The following is a 19,441-nucleotide window of genomic DNA, read 5'->3' on the forward strand; positions in this document are numbered from 1 at the left end:
TGTCGAAAACCTCAGAAATTACGCGTCAGGCCGATATTGAAGGTACGGCCCGGTGCAATATAGCCGGAGGTCGTCTGGTAGTCCTTGTCAAAGATGTTCTCGACCGACAACTTAAGCTTGGACTGCTTGTCGATGGCATAGAGCGCCACGAAATCGGCCGTCACATAGCTGCCGAGCTTCTGCGTATTTGCCGCATCGGCATAGCGCGAACCGCCGTAAAAGACACGGCCCGTCAGGTCGAGCCCCTCAAACGGCGTATAGTTCACCTCGGCGGTCGCCTTGAAACGTTCGCGATAGGCAAGATCGGTGTCGTTTTCTTCATCAATGGGACGCTTGAAGTCCAGCACACCCTTCACACCCCACTGGTCATTGAAGCGATGGCCCAGTGTCGCCTCGAAGCCCGTAATCTGCGCGCGGGCCACATTATAGGGCAGATAGGAAGGCGCTGTGCTCATGATCGCATCGCGCAGTTCGTTGCGATAGAGCGCAAGATCGAGGCTGGTCGCGGCCGAAATCTGCCAGTTCAGCCCCACTTCATAGGAGCGCGACTTTTCCGGCTCCAGATCGGGATTGGCATAACCGGGATAATAAAGCTCGTTGAATGTCGGCGCGCGAAAGCCGGTCGCATAAGAGGAGCGCAGAACGAGATCGGGAACAATCTCATAGCTCGCGCCGATATTATAAGTTGTAACGTCGCCGAATTGCTGATTGTGGTCGTAACGCACGCCGCCATCCACGCGCAGTGCTTCATATTCCAGAGAATATTGGCCGAACACCGCCGCCAGATTGCGCCCCGTCTCGTCATAGTCGACAGTGGAATCGATGGTCTCGCGATAGGCTTCTACACCGCCGGTGACAACGTGTTTTGCCTTACCCGTTTCGAAACTTTTCTCCGTGGAAGCGAAGACGCCATAGCGCTTGGTTTCATACCGGTCGGAGCCGGACACGCCCTTGCGGAAATTGCGGCTACTGTCGATGCCGCTGCTGAACTCAAGCGTCGAAGACCAATCATCCGTATGATCGATCCGCGTACCGACTTTTCCCGTGAACGCAGTGCTGTAAGCCTCATTCGCGTATGGAGCAGTGGCGTCATACTGATTGCGGCCCCGGCTCAGAAGCCCGTCCGCATAGAGCCTGCCCCAGTCGAAGTCTTTTCCAAGCGAGAAGTTGAACGAGCCTTGCAGAAAGCCGTCCCGATCCGGCTCGTGCCCAAACGCATCAGAGCTGGTGAAATCATAGCCCTGCGTGCCGGTTATCGCCGCGCCAAAGGCATAATCGACACCAGCAGCGCTTTGTCCCTGTATCGAGCCGGATGCATATCCGCCCCAGGGATGAGTGACACCGGTGGTCAGGCTGCCGCACCATGAGCGCTCGCCGCAGGCTCCACCCTGTTTGGTAATGATGTTGATGACACCGCCCATCGCATCAGCGCCATATTGGGCCGAATGACCGCCCTTGGCGATCTCGATACGCTCGATGGAGGTCAGTGGAATATTGGCCAGCGCCGTTGTGCCGTCTGTTGCCGAGGCAGAACGCACGCCGTTGACCAGCACGACCGTTTGCGTGGACGACATGCCGCGCAGATAAATGTCCGACTTGGACCCCTGCCCGCCATTTGTCCTGATCGAAACGCCGCTATAGGTTTTCAGCAAAGATTGCAGGTCGGGTGCTGCCGAGCGCTCGATTTCAGCCGTATCGATGACCGTGACCGAAGATGTCGATCGCTGCAACGAGGTCGCACGGCGAAGCGGAGTGACGACGATTGTGTCGAGCACCACACCTGCATTCGCATCGTCCGTAGCACTGGCGGTTTGCGCAGATGCGTCAAGCGGATTTACAGCAGCAAAAGCCGCAGTCAGCAAAATCGATAATTTTGAAATATGCACCTAGGTCTTCTCCTGCAAGGCAGCATTGCCTGACCGCAGGTCGAAGAAATAAGGGAAACCCCGTCTCTCGTTCCGGCGGCAACATTTGTTCAATGTCACCGCTACGGAAAGCCGCGCCCCGACACGCCCCGCGTCGAAACTAGGTGACCGGATACGGCAGGTCTCCTGACTTCCGGGTCGCCGCTGTTCTTCCGCCTTCCCGAATGCGTCTGCACTCAGTGGCTTAATCGCCTCAGCGATTATGGAAGATAGCTCTCCGGTTACAGTTGCGGGGGCAGTCGCAGAATTGGCCAGATGGCCTCACCGCGTTCCCTTTTCATCCGCCTTTTACAGCGAAACCGTTTCCTGTTTCGAGCGTTAGCAAGGCTGACCCGGATTGGCAATGCGCCAAAAAGGCTTCGCCCTGAATCGCATTCTCAACGAAGCGATTCAGGGCATTGTTTTCAAAAGGCTTTGGTTCGAGCATTTCCAGCAAAAGTGCGCAGCGGTTTTGCGTAGGATAATGCGTGAAAACAAATGGCTAAAGCGGTTCCGACCGCTCTAGCGCAAGAACGCCCGGAAACGTTGCAGCGCAAAGTAAAACAGCACCGATCCGATGACGATCAGGGCCAGAAATTGCGGCCACACCACGCTTATGCCTGCCCCTCGAAACAGGATTGCCTGCGCCAAGATGACGAAATGCGTGTTGGGCGCCACCAGCATGATGTTCTGGATGATGTCCGGCATGCTTTCCCGCGGGGTCATCCCGCCTGAAAGCACCTGCAAAGGCATCAGGACCAGCATCAGCAACATGCCGAACTGCGGCATGGAACCGGCAACCGTCGCCAGGAAAATACCGAGGCTTGTCGTTGCGAAAAGCTGCAATGCGGCACCGGCCAGAAACAGGAGGACAGACCCATAAACCGGCACTGTCAGCAGGCCTTGCACGACAAAGACCAGCGCAAAAGCCGAAGCCACCAGCACGACCAGCCCCATGGACCAGACCTTGCTGACCATGATTTCAACAGGCGTTACCGGCATGACGAGCAGATGCTCGATGGTTCCGTGTTCGCGCTCGCGGATGAGCGCCGCGCCCGTCAGGATGATCGACAGCATGGTGACCGACGAAATGACATTGTTGATCGCGCCGAACCAGCTCTTGTTCAGGTCCTGATTGAAGCGGGATCGCAAATTGAGATCGACCTTCGTGTCCGCCGTGCCACGATAGCGGTTCAGAAACTCGTTCACCTCACCGGAAACGATGGACTGGACATAACCGCCGCCGGTGAAAGCCTGGCTCATGCGGGTTGCGTCCACGTTAAGCTGGATGGTCGGCGACCGCCCGGCCAGCAGATCGCGCTGGAAATTGGGCGGAATGTTCAGCGCAAACGTGTCCAGCCCCTCATCCATGCGACTGTCCATTTCGTAAGACGAAATGAGCTTGGGCGGCACGAAATAAGGCGGATAGAAAGCGGCGGTGATACGGCTGGAGACCGGCGACTGATCCTCATCGACAATGGCGATGGCCGCATTACTGAGGTTTTCCGGCTGCGCTCGCGCGGACGTATAGACCGCCAGCGTGAACGCGTAGACGATCAGGAGTAGAAGCATCGGATCGCGGGCGAGACCGCGCAGTTCCTTGATGCCGAGCTGAAGTATGTTGGCTATCCGCATCTCAGCCCGCCTGTTTCTTGAGAAGGAGAATGGCCAGCACCGTCAGTACCGGAATTGCGATCAGCAACGGGATGAACGACCCGGCAAGATCGCCGAAATCCAGCGCCTTGGAAAACACCCCGCGCGAGATGGTCACGAAATAGGTCGTCGGATAAATCTTGCCGATAAATGCGCCCGCACCCTGCAATGACGAAACCGGATCTATGATGCCGGAATACTGTACCGCGGGAATGAGTGTCAGCAAGGCAGTACCGAAGATGGCTGCGATCTGGCTGCTCATGAAGGTGGAAAGCACCAGTCCCATACCGGTCGCGATGATGACATAGAGCAGCGCCGCCGCTGCATAGGTGAGGAAACTCCCCGTAAACGGCACCCGGAAGATGAAGACCGCAAAGGCCGTCAGCATCAGGAAGTTGAGGAAGGCGAGCGCGATATAGGGCAATTGCTTGCCGAACAGAAACTCGAACTTGGTCACCGGCGTCACATAGAAATTGATGATGGAGCCAAGTTCCTTTTCGCGCACCACACTCAGAACCGCGAGCATGGCCGGGATCATCAAAAGCAGCATTGGAATGACGGCTGGAACCATCGCCACCAGACTCTGAACATCGGGATTGTAGCGATAGCGAATTTCCAGATTGAAATTGCCCACCGTCGCCGCATTGCCATAAAGCTCGCGCGCTTTTTGCGTCAGCCAGTTGGCATGCATGCCCTGCACATAACCGCGCACCGTTTCGGCGCGGGTTGGCATAGCGCCGTCAATCCACGCCGCCACCTCGACAGGCCGCCCATGCGCAATATCTGCGCCAAAGCGCGGCGGTATCTCAATGGCGAGACTGATCTCACCGTTGCGCATCCGCCGGTCGAGATCGTCATAGTCGGTGATCGGAGGCATTTCGGTAAAATAACGCGACCCGGCAATCTGCTGCGTGTAGTCGCGGCTGACCGTTGTGTCGTCGCGGTCAAGCACCGCAAATGTCAGGTTTTCGACGTTGAGATTGATGCCGTAACCAATCACGAACATCAAAATCACCGTGCCCAAAATGGCAAGCGTCGCGCGGATCGGGTCGCGTTTCAGCTCCAGCGCCTCGCGCCGTGTGTAAGCAAGCATGCGGCGCGGATTGGGAAGCCAGCTTGAAGAAGGATTGGCGTGGCCCGTCGCGGCCTGAACCGGCGCTGGCGTCTCTTCTGCAACGGGTGCAGCCGGTTGGGCCGTCTCGCCGATGGCTTCAGTCAGGTAGGCGATAAAGGCTTCTTCAAGCGTAGCCGAATTGCGGCTTGCCGTGATCGCCTTTGGCGTGTCGCTGATCAGCACCTTGCCCGCATGCATCAATGAAATGCGGTCGCACAGCTCCGCTTCATTCATGAAGTGGGTCGAGACGAAAATGGTCACATTGTCCCTGCGCGATAGATCGGCAAGAATTTCCCAGAAAGCATCACGCGCCACCGGATCCACGCCGGAAGTCGGCTCATCGAGAATGAGGATATCCGGCGAATGGATCAACGCCACCGCCAGAGACAGGCGCTGGCGGATGCCGAGCGGCATGGAATCCGGCAGTTCATCCATCACACCAGCCAGATCGAAACGCTCGGAAAGTTCCTTGATACGTCGCGCCGTCAGTTCCGGCTCCATACCGAACAGCTTGGCGTGAAGCTCCAGATTTTGAAGAACGGTCAACTCTGAATAAAGCGAAAAGGCCTGCGACATGTAGCCGACGCGACGCCTGATATCGATATCCTTCGGATCGACCTCGCGCCCGAACAAGCGCGCAATGCCGTCGCTTGCAGGCAGAAGTCCGGTCAGCACCTTCATGGTCGTGGATTTGCCACAGCCGTTGGAGCCGAGGAACCCGAAGATTTCACCGCGTGGAATGCGGAAGCTCACATTATCGACCGCCGTGAAATTACCGAACCGAACCGTGACATGTTCGGCTTCAATGGCGATCTCCGCATCAGCACCCGGCGCGCGGGGCGGAATGACGATTTCCTTATGCCCCTGCCGCAATTCCTGCGGCAGCAATGCGATGAAGGCCGCATCCAGATTGGGGGTGCCCGTGCGTTCCAGCAGTTCCTTCGGCGTACCCGTCGCCAAAATCTGCCCGTCATTCATCGCGACAAGCCAGTCGAAGCGCTCCGCTTCTTCCATATAGGCTGTCGCGACGATGACACTCATCCCCGGCCGATCCTTGCGGATATCGTCGATCAATTCCCAGAACTGACGACGTGACAAGGGATCAACACCAGTAGTCGGTTCATCAAGGATCAGCAGGTCAGGATCGTGGATCAGCGAGCAGCAGAGGCTCGTCTTCTGCTTCATGCCGCCGGAGAGCTTGCCTGCCGGGCGATCCGCAAAAGGTGACATGCCTGTGCGAGCCAGAAGATCAGCAATGCGCCGCTCCCGCTCCTGCCTGTCATGGCCGAATAGCCTTCCGAAAAAGTCGATATTCTCGAAAACTGACAACGTCGGATAAAGGTTCTTGCCGAGACCTTGCGGCATATAGGCGATGCGCGGATAGGCGGATTCGCGATGCTTCCGGTCGGCAATATCGCCGCCAAGCACCTTGATATGTCCTTCCTGCATGCTGCGCGCACCCGAAACGAGCGACAATAGGCTCGACTTGCCGACACCATCAGGACCGATCAGGCCAATCATCCGCCCGGCGGGAATATCGAGATTAACGTCGCGCAGCGCCTGCGCAGCGCCATAGGACAGCTTTACGCCCTTCGCGCGAACGACAAAGCTGTCGTCTCCCGCCCCAGACTGGACCGAAGCTTCACTCATTTTACGGTTTCCGCGAGGTTCTTCGGCCATTCAGCAGCGGAATCGAGCTTGACATAGGCCATGCCTGGTAGCCCGGTTTTCACTTGCTGGATATACTTCTGAAGCAACTCCGGCGGAATCTTTGCCTTGACGCGGAACATCAGCTTCTGACGCTCCTCTTCGGTTTCAACCGTTTTCGGCGTGAACTGGGCGACATCGGCAACGAAGGAAATCGTGGCCGGAATGACATATTGCGGCGCGGCATCCAGCACGATGCGGGCCTCGGCGCCGATTGCCACGCGGCCAGCCTGCGCGGTCGGCAGGAAGAACGTCATATAAACATCGCCCAGATCGACGAGGTTGAGCACGCGACCGCCTGCCGAAAGCACCTCACCGGGCTGAGCAACGCGATACTGCACACGCCCCGCCGTCGGCGCGACCAAGGTTGCGTCGTTGATATCTGCAACAATGCTGGCAATCGCCGCCTTGGCTGCTTCCACCGACGCCTCTGCATCGACAACCTGCGCCTTGGCTGCACTGATAGCCGCTTCACTGGCAGCAAGCTGCGCCTTCGCAGCCTCGACTGCGGCCTGAGCGCCCTGCGCGCTGGCCCGATCATCATCGAGTACCTGTTCGGAAACTGTCCGCGACTGGGTCAAAGCCTGCGAGCGCGCCAGACGCCGCTGAGCTGCATCGAGCTGCGCATTGCGCTGGGCAACCGTCGCCTGATTGGCTGCGAATTCCGCTTCGCGTTGTGTGACAAGGGCTTGCGCCGTCTCTATACCGATCTGCGCGCGGCGTAATTGCGCCTCCGCCTGCGCGCGCTGGCTTTCAAGCTGGTCGGTATCCATACGCGCAAGGATTTCGCCCTGTTTGACGAAAGAACCTTCATTCGCAAGTATTTCGCGGATTCGCCCGGGGCTCTTGGTCGAAATATCGATTTCGGTCGCTTCGATACGGCCATTGCCCGAGGCAATTCCGTCGGGCAATCCGCTGCCGTTCATGGCTTTCCAGGCATAATAACCACCGACGGCCAGCGCCGCCACCACTGCAGCCACAATCCATTGCTTGCGGTTGGAACTCATGCGAAACACCCTCTTTGCAATATCTAAAATGCCGGCATTATTTCCGAATTAATTCAAAGCATTGGCAGGTGGTTCTCACCTGTCTGGCTGTTCGCATGCCCACCGCCCCGCTCGATAATAATCGGAGAACCGCTAGGTTGAGGATATGGAACAACTGCGCAAGTTGACAACCAGCAAATGCTAATTAACGCGTGATAAAGTAAATGCCGTCGCGGTCCTGCATACAGGCCCCGATTTTCTATTGCTTTGACCTGAATCAACAAGTGCTGAAATACTCGCAACTTCTTTGGGAATTTCTGCTGAATTCAGAGCGAATGAGAAGCGCGGGTGCCGATTTGGTGAAATAGAGGGGCAACGCCGACAGCACCCGCTGGCTGCCGAAGACGGCGGTACGGAAGATCGCGCTGATATGCGCTCGACAGATGGATGAATGCCGGGATGCCTTTTAGGGCCTGGGCATCCCGGGTCGCCGATTCTGGTGGAAACCAGCAACGGCTAGAGCATTAGCAACTTTGCACGAACCGCACTTTGATTAGGATCAAAGTTGACCGCAGGAATGCATCATTTCTGACCGCACTTACCCCAGCTCTTCTTCAAATAGCTGGACACATTCTTGAGCTTCGGTTCTGACAGAAACCCTTGCCGAAACAGGATACTGCCCTTCACTTCCGGCAGTAACGCGTTGAGTTCGAGCTGCCGCTTGACCTCGCTTAAGCCGCCGCCTGCCTGCCAGCCCGGTTCCGATGCGGTGGCCGTTCCGGCGCGATAAAGCGCCATGCCGATATAGAGATCGGTCTTCGTACCGCGAACCGTATCCGCCCACCATTTTACAATCGTGTCGTATGGCACGGCCTTGCGGTCGAACGACCAGTAGACCTGCGGCGCGATATAATCGATCAGGCCGTCCTTGACCCAGCGCCTCGTATCGGCAAAGTCGCCGTCGTAGTTCGTCTTGCCCGCGCGCGTGGCCGAACCCAACGGATCATCAGCCTTGTTACGCCAGACACCGCCGGGGCTGATACCAAAGCGTACATTCGGCTTGATCGACTTGATCTTGTCGGAAATCTCCCGAACCAGCGCATAGGTATTGTAGCGCCGCCAGTCGTACTTGCTGGCAAAGCGTGTGCCGAAACGGGCGTAGGTCTTGTCGTCATCCAGAGGCGAAGACGCGGTTTCGTAATAGAAATAATCGTCGAACTGAATCCCATCGACATTGTATTTCTGGACGACCTCGGCGGTGATGTTCGTTACCCACTGACGCACGGCAGGAATGCCGGGATCAAGAACATAGCGATCCGCCGACACGCCCACCCATGCCGGATGGGTCTTGTAGACACTCGACGGCGAATCCTTGGAGGAGGTTTTCAGCTCCTTGCGCGTCGATGCCTTGACGTCCATCGAAACCCGATAGGGGTTGAGCCATGCGTGCAGTTCGATACCGCGCTTGTGCGCCTGCTCGATGGCAAACTGCAACGGGTCGAAGCCCGGATTCTTGCCGAGTGTCCCGGTGAGATAGGACGACCACGGCAGGTAGGATGACGCATAAAATGCATCCGCCGCTGGCGACACCTGAAATACAACCGCATTGATTCCGTGTTCCGACGCTTCGTCGAACAGTTTCACCAGTTCTTGCTTTTGCCGACGGATACGTTCCTCATCATTCTCGATTTTCGAAGATGCCCGCGACGGCCAGTCGAGATTGAGAACGGTCGCGATCCAGCTTGCCTGAAACGCATCACAATGAGAGGGCGTGGACGGCGATATGTCGAGAGGCATGGGCATTCCGCTTTTGATTTTGCATTTCCGTCCGCAAACAATACGGCCAAGGCTTGGATATGGTCATTTTAGGCACTAGCTTAAAGCGGAATCTGAAGAAGCGAGGGCTCATGTACAAGAATATAATCGCCACGACCGATGGATCGGAATTTGCGGAGCGCGGTCTCGTGCATGCATTCCAGCTGGCCAAAGCCGTCGGGGCCAAGGTCACGGTCGTGACGGTCACCGCGCCCTATTCCGTTTCCGGCCTGCCGGGCGGCTGGACCGACAGCCCCGCTTTCATCGAACGTTTCGAACAGGAATGGAACGACTTCGCCGAGACGACACTGGCGCGTGCAAAGGAACTCGCAGCAGAAACCGGTACGGAAATCCACACGCTGCATGTGGTTGCCCAGCACCCGGCAACGGCCATTATCGATTCCGCTACAGAACTTGGCAGCGATCTCATCGTCATGGCTTCAAACGGGCGGCGCGGCTTCAAGGGCCTGCTGCTTGGCAGCCAGACCTATGAAGTCGTTACGCGCAGCACCGTTCCGGTGCTCGTCGTTCGATAGGCCCAATCTGATAGAAAATCGCGGCGGTTAGCTTGTCTGGTGACCGCTGGCGCTTTCGACATCAACGCGGAAGAAAACCGGCTCCAGCTTGCGCGTGCCGCCGTCCTTCGTGACGGTCTTCGTATAGGCCGGTTCCCACCATGTCGGCTCTGCGGACATGATATTGACGATGGCCGCCTTCTCGTCTTCGCGGGCGATTTCGCGATAACGACCGTGCAGCACCACGGTTTTCCATTCGGTACGCGATACAATGTGATCAAACAGGATGCAGACAGCATCGTTCTTGCGCATGGCGGCGGTCTTCTGGCCATCGGTTGTGAAGGAATAGAGCGACCCGCCGTTAAATCGGAAACTCATCGGCACGATAACGGGGCGGTCGTCCAGAATATAAGCCAGCCGCCCCACATGCGAATTCTGAATCATCTCCCGAAGATCGTAGTCCGACATTTCCTTGATCATCATGGCGCGTCGTCTCCTGAAAAAGCTCTCTCAATACTCCTAATACATAGGGCAGCGAGATTGCCTTGACAGCGATCAATGGCGCGAAAACAAATCGCGTCAGATGAACAGTCGGCCCTCGGCAATCTTGACCGCCGTGCCGCCGATGCGCGCGCCCGTGAGCTTCTGCCCATTGACGTCGAGTTCAAGACGGATGAGCGATGGACGCCCCATTTCCATGCCCTGCTCAACCCAACATTGCGAGCTGCCATCCACCGGCTTGTCGTTCTGCTGGATCATTCCGGCAAAGGCGGCGGCTGCCGAACCCGTCGCCGGATCTTCATAGACGTTCGCACCAGTCACGAACATGCGCGCATGATAATGGCTGTTGAAGAGGATCGTCTCGCGGCAATAGACATAGATCGGCAGCGGACGGCCATCGACATGCGGCAGGTTCTCGGTGACAAAGACCGGATCGATCGACACCTTGGCCGCGGCAATGAGATTGCTAACCGGCACGAGCAGATAAGGCGTCCCTGCGCTCCAGACCCCGGGCACATGGTTCTCAAAACCGATCTCGTGGGTTCCAAGCCCGATGGCAGCGGCGGCTTCTTCTTTTTCAACCCGCACATCGACCTTCTCCGGCAAGCGCGGCAGATCGAATTCAGCAAATGCGCTGTTGTCACCCAGAATGACACCGCAGCGTACAATGCCAACTTTTTCTTCCAGCGCAACAAGCCGGTCGGCCTCATCGCCTGTCTTGCGGCGACGCGCCAGTGAAACGGCAGCACCCACCGTCGGATGGCCGGCGAAAGGCAGTTCGTAATCGGGCGTAAAAATCCGCACGGCAGCTTCATGGGCGGGATTGGCAGGCGGAAAAATGAAAACGGTCTCGGACAGATTGAACTCGCGGGCGATGGCCTGCATGCGGGCGTCATTCAGCCCTTCGCAGTCATGGACGACGGCCAACGGATTTCCAGCCAGAGCTTTCTCGGCGAAAACGTCGAAAACCTCATAAAAACGGCCGGAAACAGCGGCTTCACTCATCCCTCATTCTCCCCTCGACACTTTTTCGGAAATAAACCAGAACCAGTGTCTTCAACAATTATATTCAAGCATCACATTTATAGAATTCAGTGCGAGCATAGCCAATTTATCGGCTCTGTCATCAGCAAGTCTGGCTTATTTGTTCAATGGCTGAAATGCCAGTCGGCAAAAGCGCGAACATAAGACGGCGTTGCATCACCCATCATGCCCGCACCCGTAATAGGAATGATCTCGGCCAGCTCCGGTTCCGCCTGTGAAGCCACGAAATTTTCGATCCCGGAAACCAGCTCTCGCGACGGCGCATCAAACTGGTAACGACGGAACAAAGCAATGCTGCGATTGCCGGTCACCAGATTGAGCTGCGCCTCGCCTTCTGCGTCGGCCAGATCAAGCCCGGTTTCCTCCTGCACCTCGCGCTGCATGTTGGCGACATAATCCACGCGCCCCTCGACAATGTCGTTATCGTCGATTGATCCTGCCGGGAAATAGATGCGGCCACCGCCGGCATTTTGCAGGCCCATGCGCGCCGCGATCAGGTGGCCCTCCCCTGAAACGATGACGCCCACGCCAAAGATATGCCACGGACGGATCGGCTCCGGATCGTTACGCCAATGCATCAGCGTGGCAAAGCTGCTGCGCTTGAACCCCGCCTCCAAAACACCATCGGACAGTATCGCCTCCGGTGCCAGATAGATTTCGCCATCGAACAGGGCTGGTTTTGCAGTCTGTTCACGCTTCCAGTTGAGCGCAATCGTCTGTTCATGCTGCCGGGTATATTCCAGCGGCCCCGGAACGACACGGACATCGACGTCATCGATGACATGAACCGTATTTTCCCGCACATGTTCCATAAGAATTAGGTCCTGCTTCTCAGACAATGTTCAATGTCACGGCAACCGGGCAATGATCGCTGGCTTTCGGCCGGTCCCAGCCCGTGCGCGGATAGCGTTCCACCTGCTGGTCCGGTGGAAACACCGTGCGCCATGGCTGGCCGCGCCGGACGATCTGCGGTACCGCACTTTCATTCTTCAAAGCAAAGGATGGTGACGCCAGGATGTAATCAAGCTGACAAAGATGTCGCTCCTGCGGTCCGCGTGTGTGATAGAGCGTCCACCGATCCATGACAGGGCGGCGCTCCACGAGGTTGACGGCAAAGCCGTCGCCGAGCAGCACATCGAGCGCGCTTTCCTCTTCCTGAGCCGGCGTGAAGTCATAGCCGTTCCATTCATCGCCGCCGATAAGGATGCGCTCGCGATAGTCGTTGAAATCGCCGCAGATCAGCCAGCGCCGATCAGCTGCCTTGGCCGGTCCGAACTTGTCTTCGATGATACGGCGGATCGCCCGTGCCTCGGCGCGGCGTACTGGCAGGGATGCTGTGCGCCCGTCAAAGCCGTTGCGAGCCCCGGTCATGGATTTGAGATGCGTCACAAAAAGCGACAGTGGCTTGCCCGCAATGCGCAAATCCACATTCAGGCAATCCCGCTTGAAAATACGGTCATGCGGTTCAATGCCAAGCTCGGCCAGAACAGGCTCATAAAGTCCGAAATCAGTGTAGGTCAGATGTGCGTGGCTGGTGACCTCGCCCACCTCGATGGGTTGGCCGTCGCGGGTCGTGTCACGGATCATGACGGCCACATCAATGCCACGGCTGTCATTGCCGTCGATCAGATATTTGTGTCGATAGCCATGGCCAATCATCTTGAAAAGATAGCCATATTCGAAGGCATTGAGCGCGGCCAGATTGTCGACTTCCTGCAAGCACAGAATGTCGGCGCGCGTCTCGGCGATTGCCAGCGCCGTCATCTGTCGCGTGTCGTCGGCATGGGCGACAGCACGCGCCTGCTCCAGCAGACGGTATTGCGCCTCATCACTGATTTCGAACAATTGCAGGCTGCGGTCCTGATGCAATTCATTGCGAAAGCCGGAAAAATCGAACCGGCGCATCAGATTCTCGACATTGAATGTGGCTATCGTAAACATGTGCGAGCAATCTCGCCACTTGCATCGCGATTGGCAAGGACTTCTTGGCCGAGCCGGGATTTTTCCCCCGAGCGGATGATTTTGGAAGATAAAACACCCATATTGGGTGTATGACGACAGCGAATGCCCGCCTCCCATGCATGAAAGGCAAAGGTCGTAATGCTCAAGAAAGCCCTGTGCGCAGCCATGATTTCCAGCCTGTTTGCGGTCGGCTTTGCCGCGCCAACTATGGCTGTCGAATTGCGCAAGACGCCCTATCTGCCATCCTTGCAGCCAGCCAGACCGCCAATCGTCAATCCCAATTCGAATACCAATCGCCCCGGCCCGAATTCGCCGGGATGCTACGGCTCGGTCACCTGCCGCAACAGTGAAAGCTATATCTCCGGCGAAGGTGTGTTGCGCTACAAGAACGGCGAACCGCTGGATGTGCGCCCATCGACTCGTCCGCAGGTTCAGCGCTTGGGACCGAGCGTCAATCACATGCAGTGGTGCTCAAATCGCTATCAAAGCTATCGCAGTTCCGATGACACGTATCAGCCGCTGGCCGGGCCGCGCACCAGCTGCAACTCGCCATTTCAATAAAAGACGAGCCAACGAAAAAGGCCGGGTTAAACCCGGCCTTTTCAATTCTCTTTTGATGATCAGGCGGCAGCAGCCTTGCTGTGCGTGCGGATCAGGCGGCCAAGCCGCATGATGCCTTCGTCGATCATTTCGTCATTGGCGCAGGAATAGCTGAGACGCAGCGTGTTCGCGCCGCTGGCATCGGCGAAGAATGCCTTACCCGGAACAAACGCGACCTTCTCGGTCTCAATGGAAGATGCCAGCAGCTGCGCGCCATCCATGCCTTCCGGCACCGTGACCCAGATAAACATGCCGCCTTCAGGCTTGGTCCAGCTGGTGCCTTCCGGCATATATTTGGCAAGGGCTTCCAGCATGCGGTCGCGGCGATGCTTGTAGACCTTGGCGACCTTGGCAACCTGCGCATCAAATCCATGCGTCGCGACATGATAGATCGCGATCTGATTGATGGTCGAAGAATGAAGGTCAGCCGCCTGCTTCATGAGCACGAGCTTGCGGATCACGTTCTTCGAGGCAACCACATAGCCAACACGCAGACCCGGTGCGAGGGTCTTCGAGAAAGAGCCGCAATAGATGGTGCGGGTCTTTTCGATGTCGCCGCCATTGCGAGCAATGTCGAGCGAAAGGATCGGCGGCACGGCATCGCCATTGTAGCGCAGATACTGATAGGCTGCGTCTTCAATGATCGGGATATTCAGCTCATCAGCCTGCGCCAGAAGCTTTTCACGGCCAGCCAGATCGACGGTTTCGCCGGTCGGATTCGAGAAGTCCGCCGAAAGATAGCTGAACTTCACCTTGCCGCCCGCCTTTTCAGCGGCCTGCGCATAGGATTCAGGCGTGCGGTTGCCCGTGATCGACAGCGTATCGTAGGTCGGCTCATAGGCATTGAATGCCTGCAAAGCGCCGAGATAGGTCGGCGCAGTCACCAGCGCCGTATCATTGGGCGAAATGAACAGCTTGCCGAGATAGTCGAGCGCCTGCTGCGAACCGGAGGTGATGAAAACATTGTCCTCGGTGCACGGAATGCCGATCTTGGCCAGTTCGCCAACGAGCCATGTGCGCAGCGGTTTGTAGCCTTCGGATACCGAATATTGCAGTGCGGCATTTGCCTCAGCGCCCGTCAGCGTTTCCTTATAGGCAGCCTGAAAGGCTTCATGCGGAAACAGCGCCGGATCGGGAATGCCACCGGCAAACGAAATAATGTCCGGGCGTTCCAGAAGCTTCAAAAGTTCGCGGATTTCCGATGCGCGCATGCGTTTGGAGCGCGTTGCAAAAACATTTTCCCAGTCCAACACGGGAAATCTCCTCAATTAGACTTAACCATCCATCTGATGGAATTCGTACTAGCCAGATCTCCTCAAACCCTAGCTAATAGGGGGAAGCTCTAGCGCAATTTTAGACCAACGAGAACAGCTTTTCCCATGCTTCTATGGAATAAAGCTATTCGAAATTCTTTTGGCCTTCGGCGTGCATGAAACGGAAAGCTGGCGCTGTGTTTTGGTTCTTTTCGTTCGCGGCTTAATCGCGATCAATCCAACCATCCAGCGTCAAGTAATGAAGGGGCGTTTGAAACGCCCCCTCTTTTTGCTCGTCATGGAAGCTCGAACGGTTAGTTGCGAGCCTTATCCACCAGCTTGTTCGCTGCAATCCACGGCATCATGGCGCGGAGCTTTTCGCCAACTTCTTCGATCTGGTGCGCATCGTTGTTGCGACGGATGCCCTTGAAGCGAGCAGCACCTGCACGATATTCCTGCATCCAATCGGACGTGAACTTGCCGGTCTGAATGTCTTTCAGAACGCGCTTCATTTCTTCCTTGGTTTCGGCAGTGATGATGCGCGGGCCGGTGACGTATTCGCCCCATTCAGCGGTGTTCGAGATCGAGTAGTTCATGTTGGCGATGCCGCCTTCGTAGATCAGGTCCACGATCAGCTTCATTTCGTGCAGGCACTCGAAGTAAGCCATTTCCGGTGCGTAGCCGGCTTCAACCAGAACTTCGAAACCGGTGCGGATCAGTTCGACAACGCCGCCGCAGAGAACAGCCTGCTCACCGAACAGATCGGTTTCGCACTCTTCCTTGAAGGTGGTTTCGATGACGCCCGAACGGCCGCCGCCAACGCCCGAAGCGTAGGACAGAGCGAGGTCATGGGCATTGCCGGAAGCATCCTGATGGATGGCGATCAGGCAAGGCACGCCGCCGCCCTTCTGGTATTCGCCGCGAACCGTGTGGCCTGGGCCCTTCGGTGCGATCATGACAACGTCGACCGACTTCTTCGGCTCGATGAGGCCGAAATGAACATTGAGGCCGTGTGCGAAAGCAATCGCAGCGCCGTCGCGCAGGTTGCTGTGGATGTGGTCGCGGTAGATGTCAGCCTGCAGTTCATCCGGGGTCGCCATCATCATGAGGTCGGCCCACTTGGCGGCATCAGCGACGCTCATCACCTGAAAGCCGTCAGCTTCGGCCTTCTTGATGGTTGCGGAACCTTCGCGAAGGGCGACGCGCACGTTGGCAGCACCGGAATCCTTCAGGTTCAGCGCATGGGCGCGGCCCTGGCTGCCGTAGCCGACGATAACCACATTCTTGGACTTGATCAGGTTAACGTCTGCATCCCGGTCGTAATAAACGCGCATTTCCTATTCCCTTCGTTTCCAGTTTATTCTCTGGCCTTCTTGCGTCAGCCGATCTGATTAGGCTCCATACAGAGCGAAAAACTGCTTGGTGGCGCGCCGGGCGTCCCGGATGACCACGTCGTCAGTCAGTTCCAGCCGGTCGCCCAACAGCAACCGGATTTGCATGTCCCGGACCACAAGCCCGAAGAACGTGCGAAATGCTTCATCGATATCGTCGAAAGCGAGCAGCTTCGCTTCCATCCCCATTTCAAGGATCGGCATCAGGCGCTTGGCCATGGCCACCGGTCCGTTGGAGAGAACGATATCGCCCAGCGCCGACTTGCCCGATGCCGCATGGCTGACCGCCAGACGGTTAAGCGCAATCGACGTGCGCCCCGAAAGCACCAGCAACCAGTCGCGGGCGAAGTGCTCCAGACTTGAGAAAAGCGACTCCGCGTCAAGCTTCTCGCGCGCCAGCGGCACAACGCGAACCTTGGAGGCCTGCCAGCGAACCATCGCTGTCAAAAGACCGTCGCGGTCGCCAAACCATTTATAGAGGCTTTCCTTGGAACAGTTGGCGGCACGCGCAATGCTCGCCGTCGTCAAAGCGCGGTCTCCGCCTTCAACAAGAAGGCGCAACGCCTGCTCCAGAACATCGTTCTGACGCGGCGAAAGAGCCTGCTGCTTTTGAGCCTGCAATTCGTCGCTACCATCAGTCACGGGTTACTTCCTCCTCTTGTACCGTACGGTACGGTTCCCATTCTATTAGACCTTGCCGCATAGACGGTCAAGCGAGATTTTTGAGAAATTCGGAGGACGAAGGCGCATACTAAAAATGTCGCTGCCAATAGCGCGATTGAACTAAGCGACTGCGTAAGAATAGCAGGAAAAACAAAATATTAGGGCGTCATCTGGAATCAAATTCTCAGATAACGCCCTGATAAACCACAGCCTGTTAAAGCGAATTCCCGATCAGATATTCACCTGCGTGCCGATTTCCACCACGCGGCCGGTTGGAATCTGGAAATATTCGGTCGCGTCGGATGCCGTGCGCGCCAGCAAAATAAACAGCTTGTCCTGCCACAAAGGCATACCGGAATGCACCGACGCCTTGAGCGAACGTCGCGACAGGAAGAAAGACGTCGTCATGATGTCAAACTTCCAGCCGAGCTTGCGGCAAAGGCCGAGAGCGCGCGGAATATTCGGCTGCTGCATATAGCCGAATTTAAGCGTCACCTGCATGAAGCGTTCGTTATACTGCGAGACGCGGGCGCGATCCGCGCTCGAGACCCACGGCTTCGAAGCCGTGACAACGGTCAGGATGACATTGTTCTGATGCAGGACCTTGTAATGCTTCAGACTGTGCATCAGCGCAGTTGGCGCACTTTTCGGATCGCCCGTCAGAAAGACAGCTGTTCCCGGTACAATCGTTGGCGGACGCTTGGCCATCTGCTCGACGATGAGGTCAAGCGGCACTTCGCCCTTGCGCGTCTTGAGGAACAGGTGCCGCGTGCCGCGTACCCATGTCCACATGATGATGACGAGCACAGCAGCGATGCCGATTGAGGCCCAGCCGCCTTCATGCACCTTGATGATGTTGGCGCTGAAGAACATGATGTCGATCAGCAAGAAGCCCAGCATCAAAGGCAGGGCACGACCCACCGGCCACTTCCAGATCCGTGTCATGACGATATAGAGTAGCACGGTCGTCACCAGCATATTGCCGGTAACCGCGATGCCGTAGGCTGCGGCCAGATTGGTCGACTTCTCGAAGCCCAGCACCAGAATGACCACGGCAAGGCCGAGCAGCAGATTGACGCGCGGAATATAGATCTGCCCGTGCAGCTTTTCAGACGTATGCTGAATCTCTAGGCGCGGCAGAATATTGAGCTGCACCGCCTGTCTCGCGACCGAATAAGCGCCGGTGATGACCGCCTGACTGGCGATCACCGTTGCCGCCGTCGCCAACAGCACCATCGGTAACAAGGCAAAATCCGGTAACATCTGGAAGAACGGCAATGCAGCCGCTTCGCCATGCGACAGGATGAAAGCGGCCTGTCCGAAATAATTGAGCACCAGACACGGAAACACGATCCATAGCCAGGCACGCACAATCGGCTTGCGCCCGAAATGACCGAGATCGGCATAAAGCGCCTCCGCACCCGTCATGGCCAGGAAAACCGCGCCGACCGTAATGAAGGCGATACCCGGGCTGATGATAAGAAAATGCAGGGCATAGTAGGGATTGAGCGCGGCGATCACGGTCGGGTCGTCGAAAATATGCCAGAGACCCGAAGCGCCAAGCGCCAGAAACCAGATCGCCATGATTGGCCCGAACACGATAGCCACCCTGCCCGTGCCAAGCTTTTGCACCGAAAACAGCGTCACAAGAATAACCACTGTGATGGGCACCACAAACGGTGTGAGGCTGGGCGCAACGATTTCCAGACCTTCCATGGCGGAAAGCACAGAAATGGCGGGCGTAATGACAGCATCGCCGAAGAACAATGCCGCGCCGACAATCCCGACACCGAGAATGAGATTGGGACGTCCCTTCAAAGCGCCACGTACCAGCGCCATCAGCGAGAGGATACCGCCTTCGCCGTTATTGTCGGCGCGCAGCACGAACAGAACATATTTGATCGTAACGACCAGCGTCAGCGCCCAGAAGATCAGCGACACAACGCCAAGAATATCGGAGCGGGGCAAACTGCCGTCGGAAGCTGCCGCATGCAGCGCTTCACGGAAGGCGTAGATCGGGCTGGTGCCGATATCGCCATAGACAACACCGAGAGCGCCCAACACCAGCGTCTTCATGCTGTCATTGTGATGGTCGTTCTCTTCGGTGGCAAAGCCGGTTTCAGAGCCTGCCGCACCGCCACCAAGTGGAGCTGTGGCTGCATCCTGCGGGGTCGGTTGCGATTGCGCGTTCTGGCCGTTCAGCTCATCGCTCATTTGCAGACACCTCGCAACGTCCTGAAGTCATTCTGGCTGGAAATCATATTATGTGGAGTCCACTCACAGGAACGCCCGCAAAAGATTGCGGATTTCAACAACCGTGCCGCACCTTTGCC

At 57.0% G+C, this 19,441-nt stretch carries 15 protein-coding genes and 1 riboswitch; of the genes, 2 read left to right on the top strand and 13 right to left on the bottom strand.

Annotated elements, in window-relative coordinates; genetic code table 11:
* Positions 1-11: 11 nt before the first annotated feature.
* From QBD01_RS20745 to QBD01_RS20765, 5 genes are all read right to left on the bottom strand, one after another.
* On the bottom strand, positions 12-1,886 hold the full coding sequence (locus QBD01_RS20745) for a TonB-dependent receptor domain-containing protein (RefSeq protein WP_280994342.1): 1,875 nt from the start codon (positions 1,884-1,886) through the stop codon (positions 12-14).
* A 137-nt stretch (positions 1,887-2,023) separates the two neighbouring features.
* Positions 2,024-2,244, bottom strand: a riboswitch (cobalamin riboswitch).
* Between the two features lie 182 nt (positions 2,245-2,426).
* Positions 2,427-3,539, bottom strand: a complete 1,113-nt coding sequence (locus QBD01_RS20750) for an ABC transporter permease (protein WP_280994343.1) — start codon at positions 3,537-3,539, stop codon at positions 2,427-2,429.
* Between the two features lies 1 nt (position 3,540).
* Positions 3,541-6,351 carry a ribosome-associated ATPase/putative transporter RbbA gene (gene rbbA, locus QBD01_RS20755; RefSeq protein WP_392391456.1) on the bottom strand — a complete coding sequence of 937 codons (2,811 nt, stop codon included), beginning with the start codon at positions 6,349-6,351 and terminating at the stop codon, positions 3,541-3,543.
* Positions 6,318-7,385, bottom strand: coding sequence for an HlyD family efflux transporter periplasmic adaptor subunit (locus QBD01_RS20760; RefSeq protein WP_280994345.1), 1,068 nt, complete (start codon positions 7,383-7,385; stop codon positions 6,318-6,320). Before QBD01_RS20760 ends, rbbA begins: the two co-directional genes overlap by 34 nt.
* 561 nt (positions 7,386-7,946) lie before the next feature.
* Entirely contained in the window at positions 7,947-9,161 is a 1,215-nt protein-coding gene (locus QBD01_RS20765) for a glycoside hydrolase family 10 protein (protein WP_280994346.1), read from the bottom strand.
* Between the two features lie 110 nt (positions 9,162-9,271).
* Between QBD01_RS20765 and QBD01_RS20770 the strand changes: the two genes are divergently transcribed.
* Positions 9,272-9,715, top strand: coding sequence for a universal stress protein (locus tag QBD01_RS20770; RefSeq protein WP_280994347.1), 444 nt, complete (start codon positions 9,272-9,274; stop codon positions 9,713-9,715).
* Positions 9,716-9,742: 27 nt separating this feature from the next.
* Here QBD01_RS20770 and QBD01_RS20775 read toward each other — a convergent pair whose 3' ends face one another.
* From QBD01_RS20775 to QBD01_RS20790, 4 genes are all read right to left on the bottom strand, one after another.
* Positions 9,743-10,177 carry a pyridoxamine 5'-phosphate oxidase family protein gene (locus QBD01_RS20775; protein WP_078339357.1) on the bottom strand — a complete coding sequence of 145 codons (435 nt, stop codon included), beginning with the start codon at positions 10,175-10,177 and terminating at the stop codon, positions 9,743-9,745.
* A 96-nt stretch (positions 10,178-10,273) separates the two neighbouring features.
* A complete protein-coding gene (locus QBD01_RS20780; protein WP_280994348.1) occupies positions 10,274-11,200 on the bottom strand; it encodes a PhzF family phenazine biosynthesis protein in 927 nt (308 codons plus the stop codon).
* A gap of 143 nt (positions 11,201-11,343) precedes the next feature.
* Positions 11,344-12,051 carry an NUDIX hydrolase gene (locus tag QBD01_RS20785; protein WP_280994349.1) on the bottom strand — a complete coding sequence of 236 codons (708 nt, stop codon included), beginning with the start codon at positions 12,049-12,051 and terminating at the stop codon, positions 11,344-11,346.
* A gap of 19 nt (positions 12,052-12,070) precedes the next feature.
* The gene (locus QBD01_RS20790) at positions 12,071-13,180 is read right to left on the bottom strand and encodes an endonuclease/exonuclease/phosphatase family protein (protein ID WP_280994350.1); all 1,110 of its coding nucleotides are present in this window, start codon (positions 13,178-13,180) and stop codon (positions 12,071-12,073) included.
* 159 nt (positions 13,181-13,339) lie between these two features.
* Here QBD01_RS20790 and QBD01_RS20795 point away from each other — a divergent pair, with 159 nt between their 5' ends.
* Positions 13,340-13,762, top strand: a complete 423-nt coding sequence (locus QBD01_RS20795; RefSeq protein WP_280994351.1) for a BA14K family protein — start codon at positions 13,340-13,342, stop codon at positions 13,760-13,762.
* Between the two features lie 59 nt (positions 13,763-13,821).
* On the opposite strand, the gene QBD01_RS20800 is transcribed toward QBD01_RS20795, so the two are convergent.
* From QBD01_RS20800 to QBD01_RS20815, 4 genes are all read right to left on the bottom strand, one after another.
* Complete coding sequence (locus QBD01_RS20800; RefSeq protein ID WP_280994352.1) at positions 13,822-15,054, bottom strand: PLP-dependent aminotransferase family protein; 1,233 nt, start codon at positions 15,052-15,054, stop codon at positions 13,822-13,824.
* 314 nt (positions 15,055-15,368) lie between these two features.
* The gene (gene ilvC, locus QBD01_RS20805; protein ID WP_078339362.1) at positions 15,369-16,388 is read right to left on the bottom strand and encodes a ketol-acid reductoisomerase; all 1,020 of its coding nucleotides are present in this window, start codon (positions 16,386-16,388) and stop codon (positions 15,369-15,371) included.
* 57 nt (positions 16,389-16,445) lie between these two features.
* The gene (locus tag QBD01_RS20810; protein ID WP_182521087.1) at positions 16,446-17,087 is read right to left on the bottom strand and encodes a TetR/AcrR family transcriptional regulator; all 642 of its coding nucleotides are present in this window, start codon (positions 17,085-17,087) and stop codon (positions 16,446-16,448) included.
* Between the two features lie 252 nt (positions 17,088-17,339).
* Positions 17,340-19,184 carry a potassium transporter Kup gene (locus QBD01_RS20815; protein ID WP_113533822.1) on the bottom strand — a complete coding sequence of 615 codons (1,845 nt, stop codon included), beginning with the start codon at positions 19,182-19,184 and terminating at the stop codon, positions 17,340-17,342.
* Between the last annotated feature and the right edge of the window lie 257 nt (positions 19,185-19,441).

The sequence above is a fragment of the Ochrobactrum sp. 19YEA23 genome (assembly GCF_029909865.1).
GTDB lineage: Bacteria > Pseudomonadota > Alphaproteobacteria > Rhizobiales > Rhizobiaceae > Brucella > Brucella gambitense.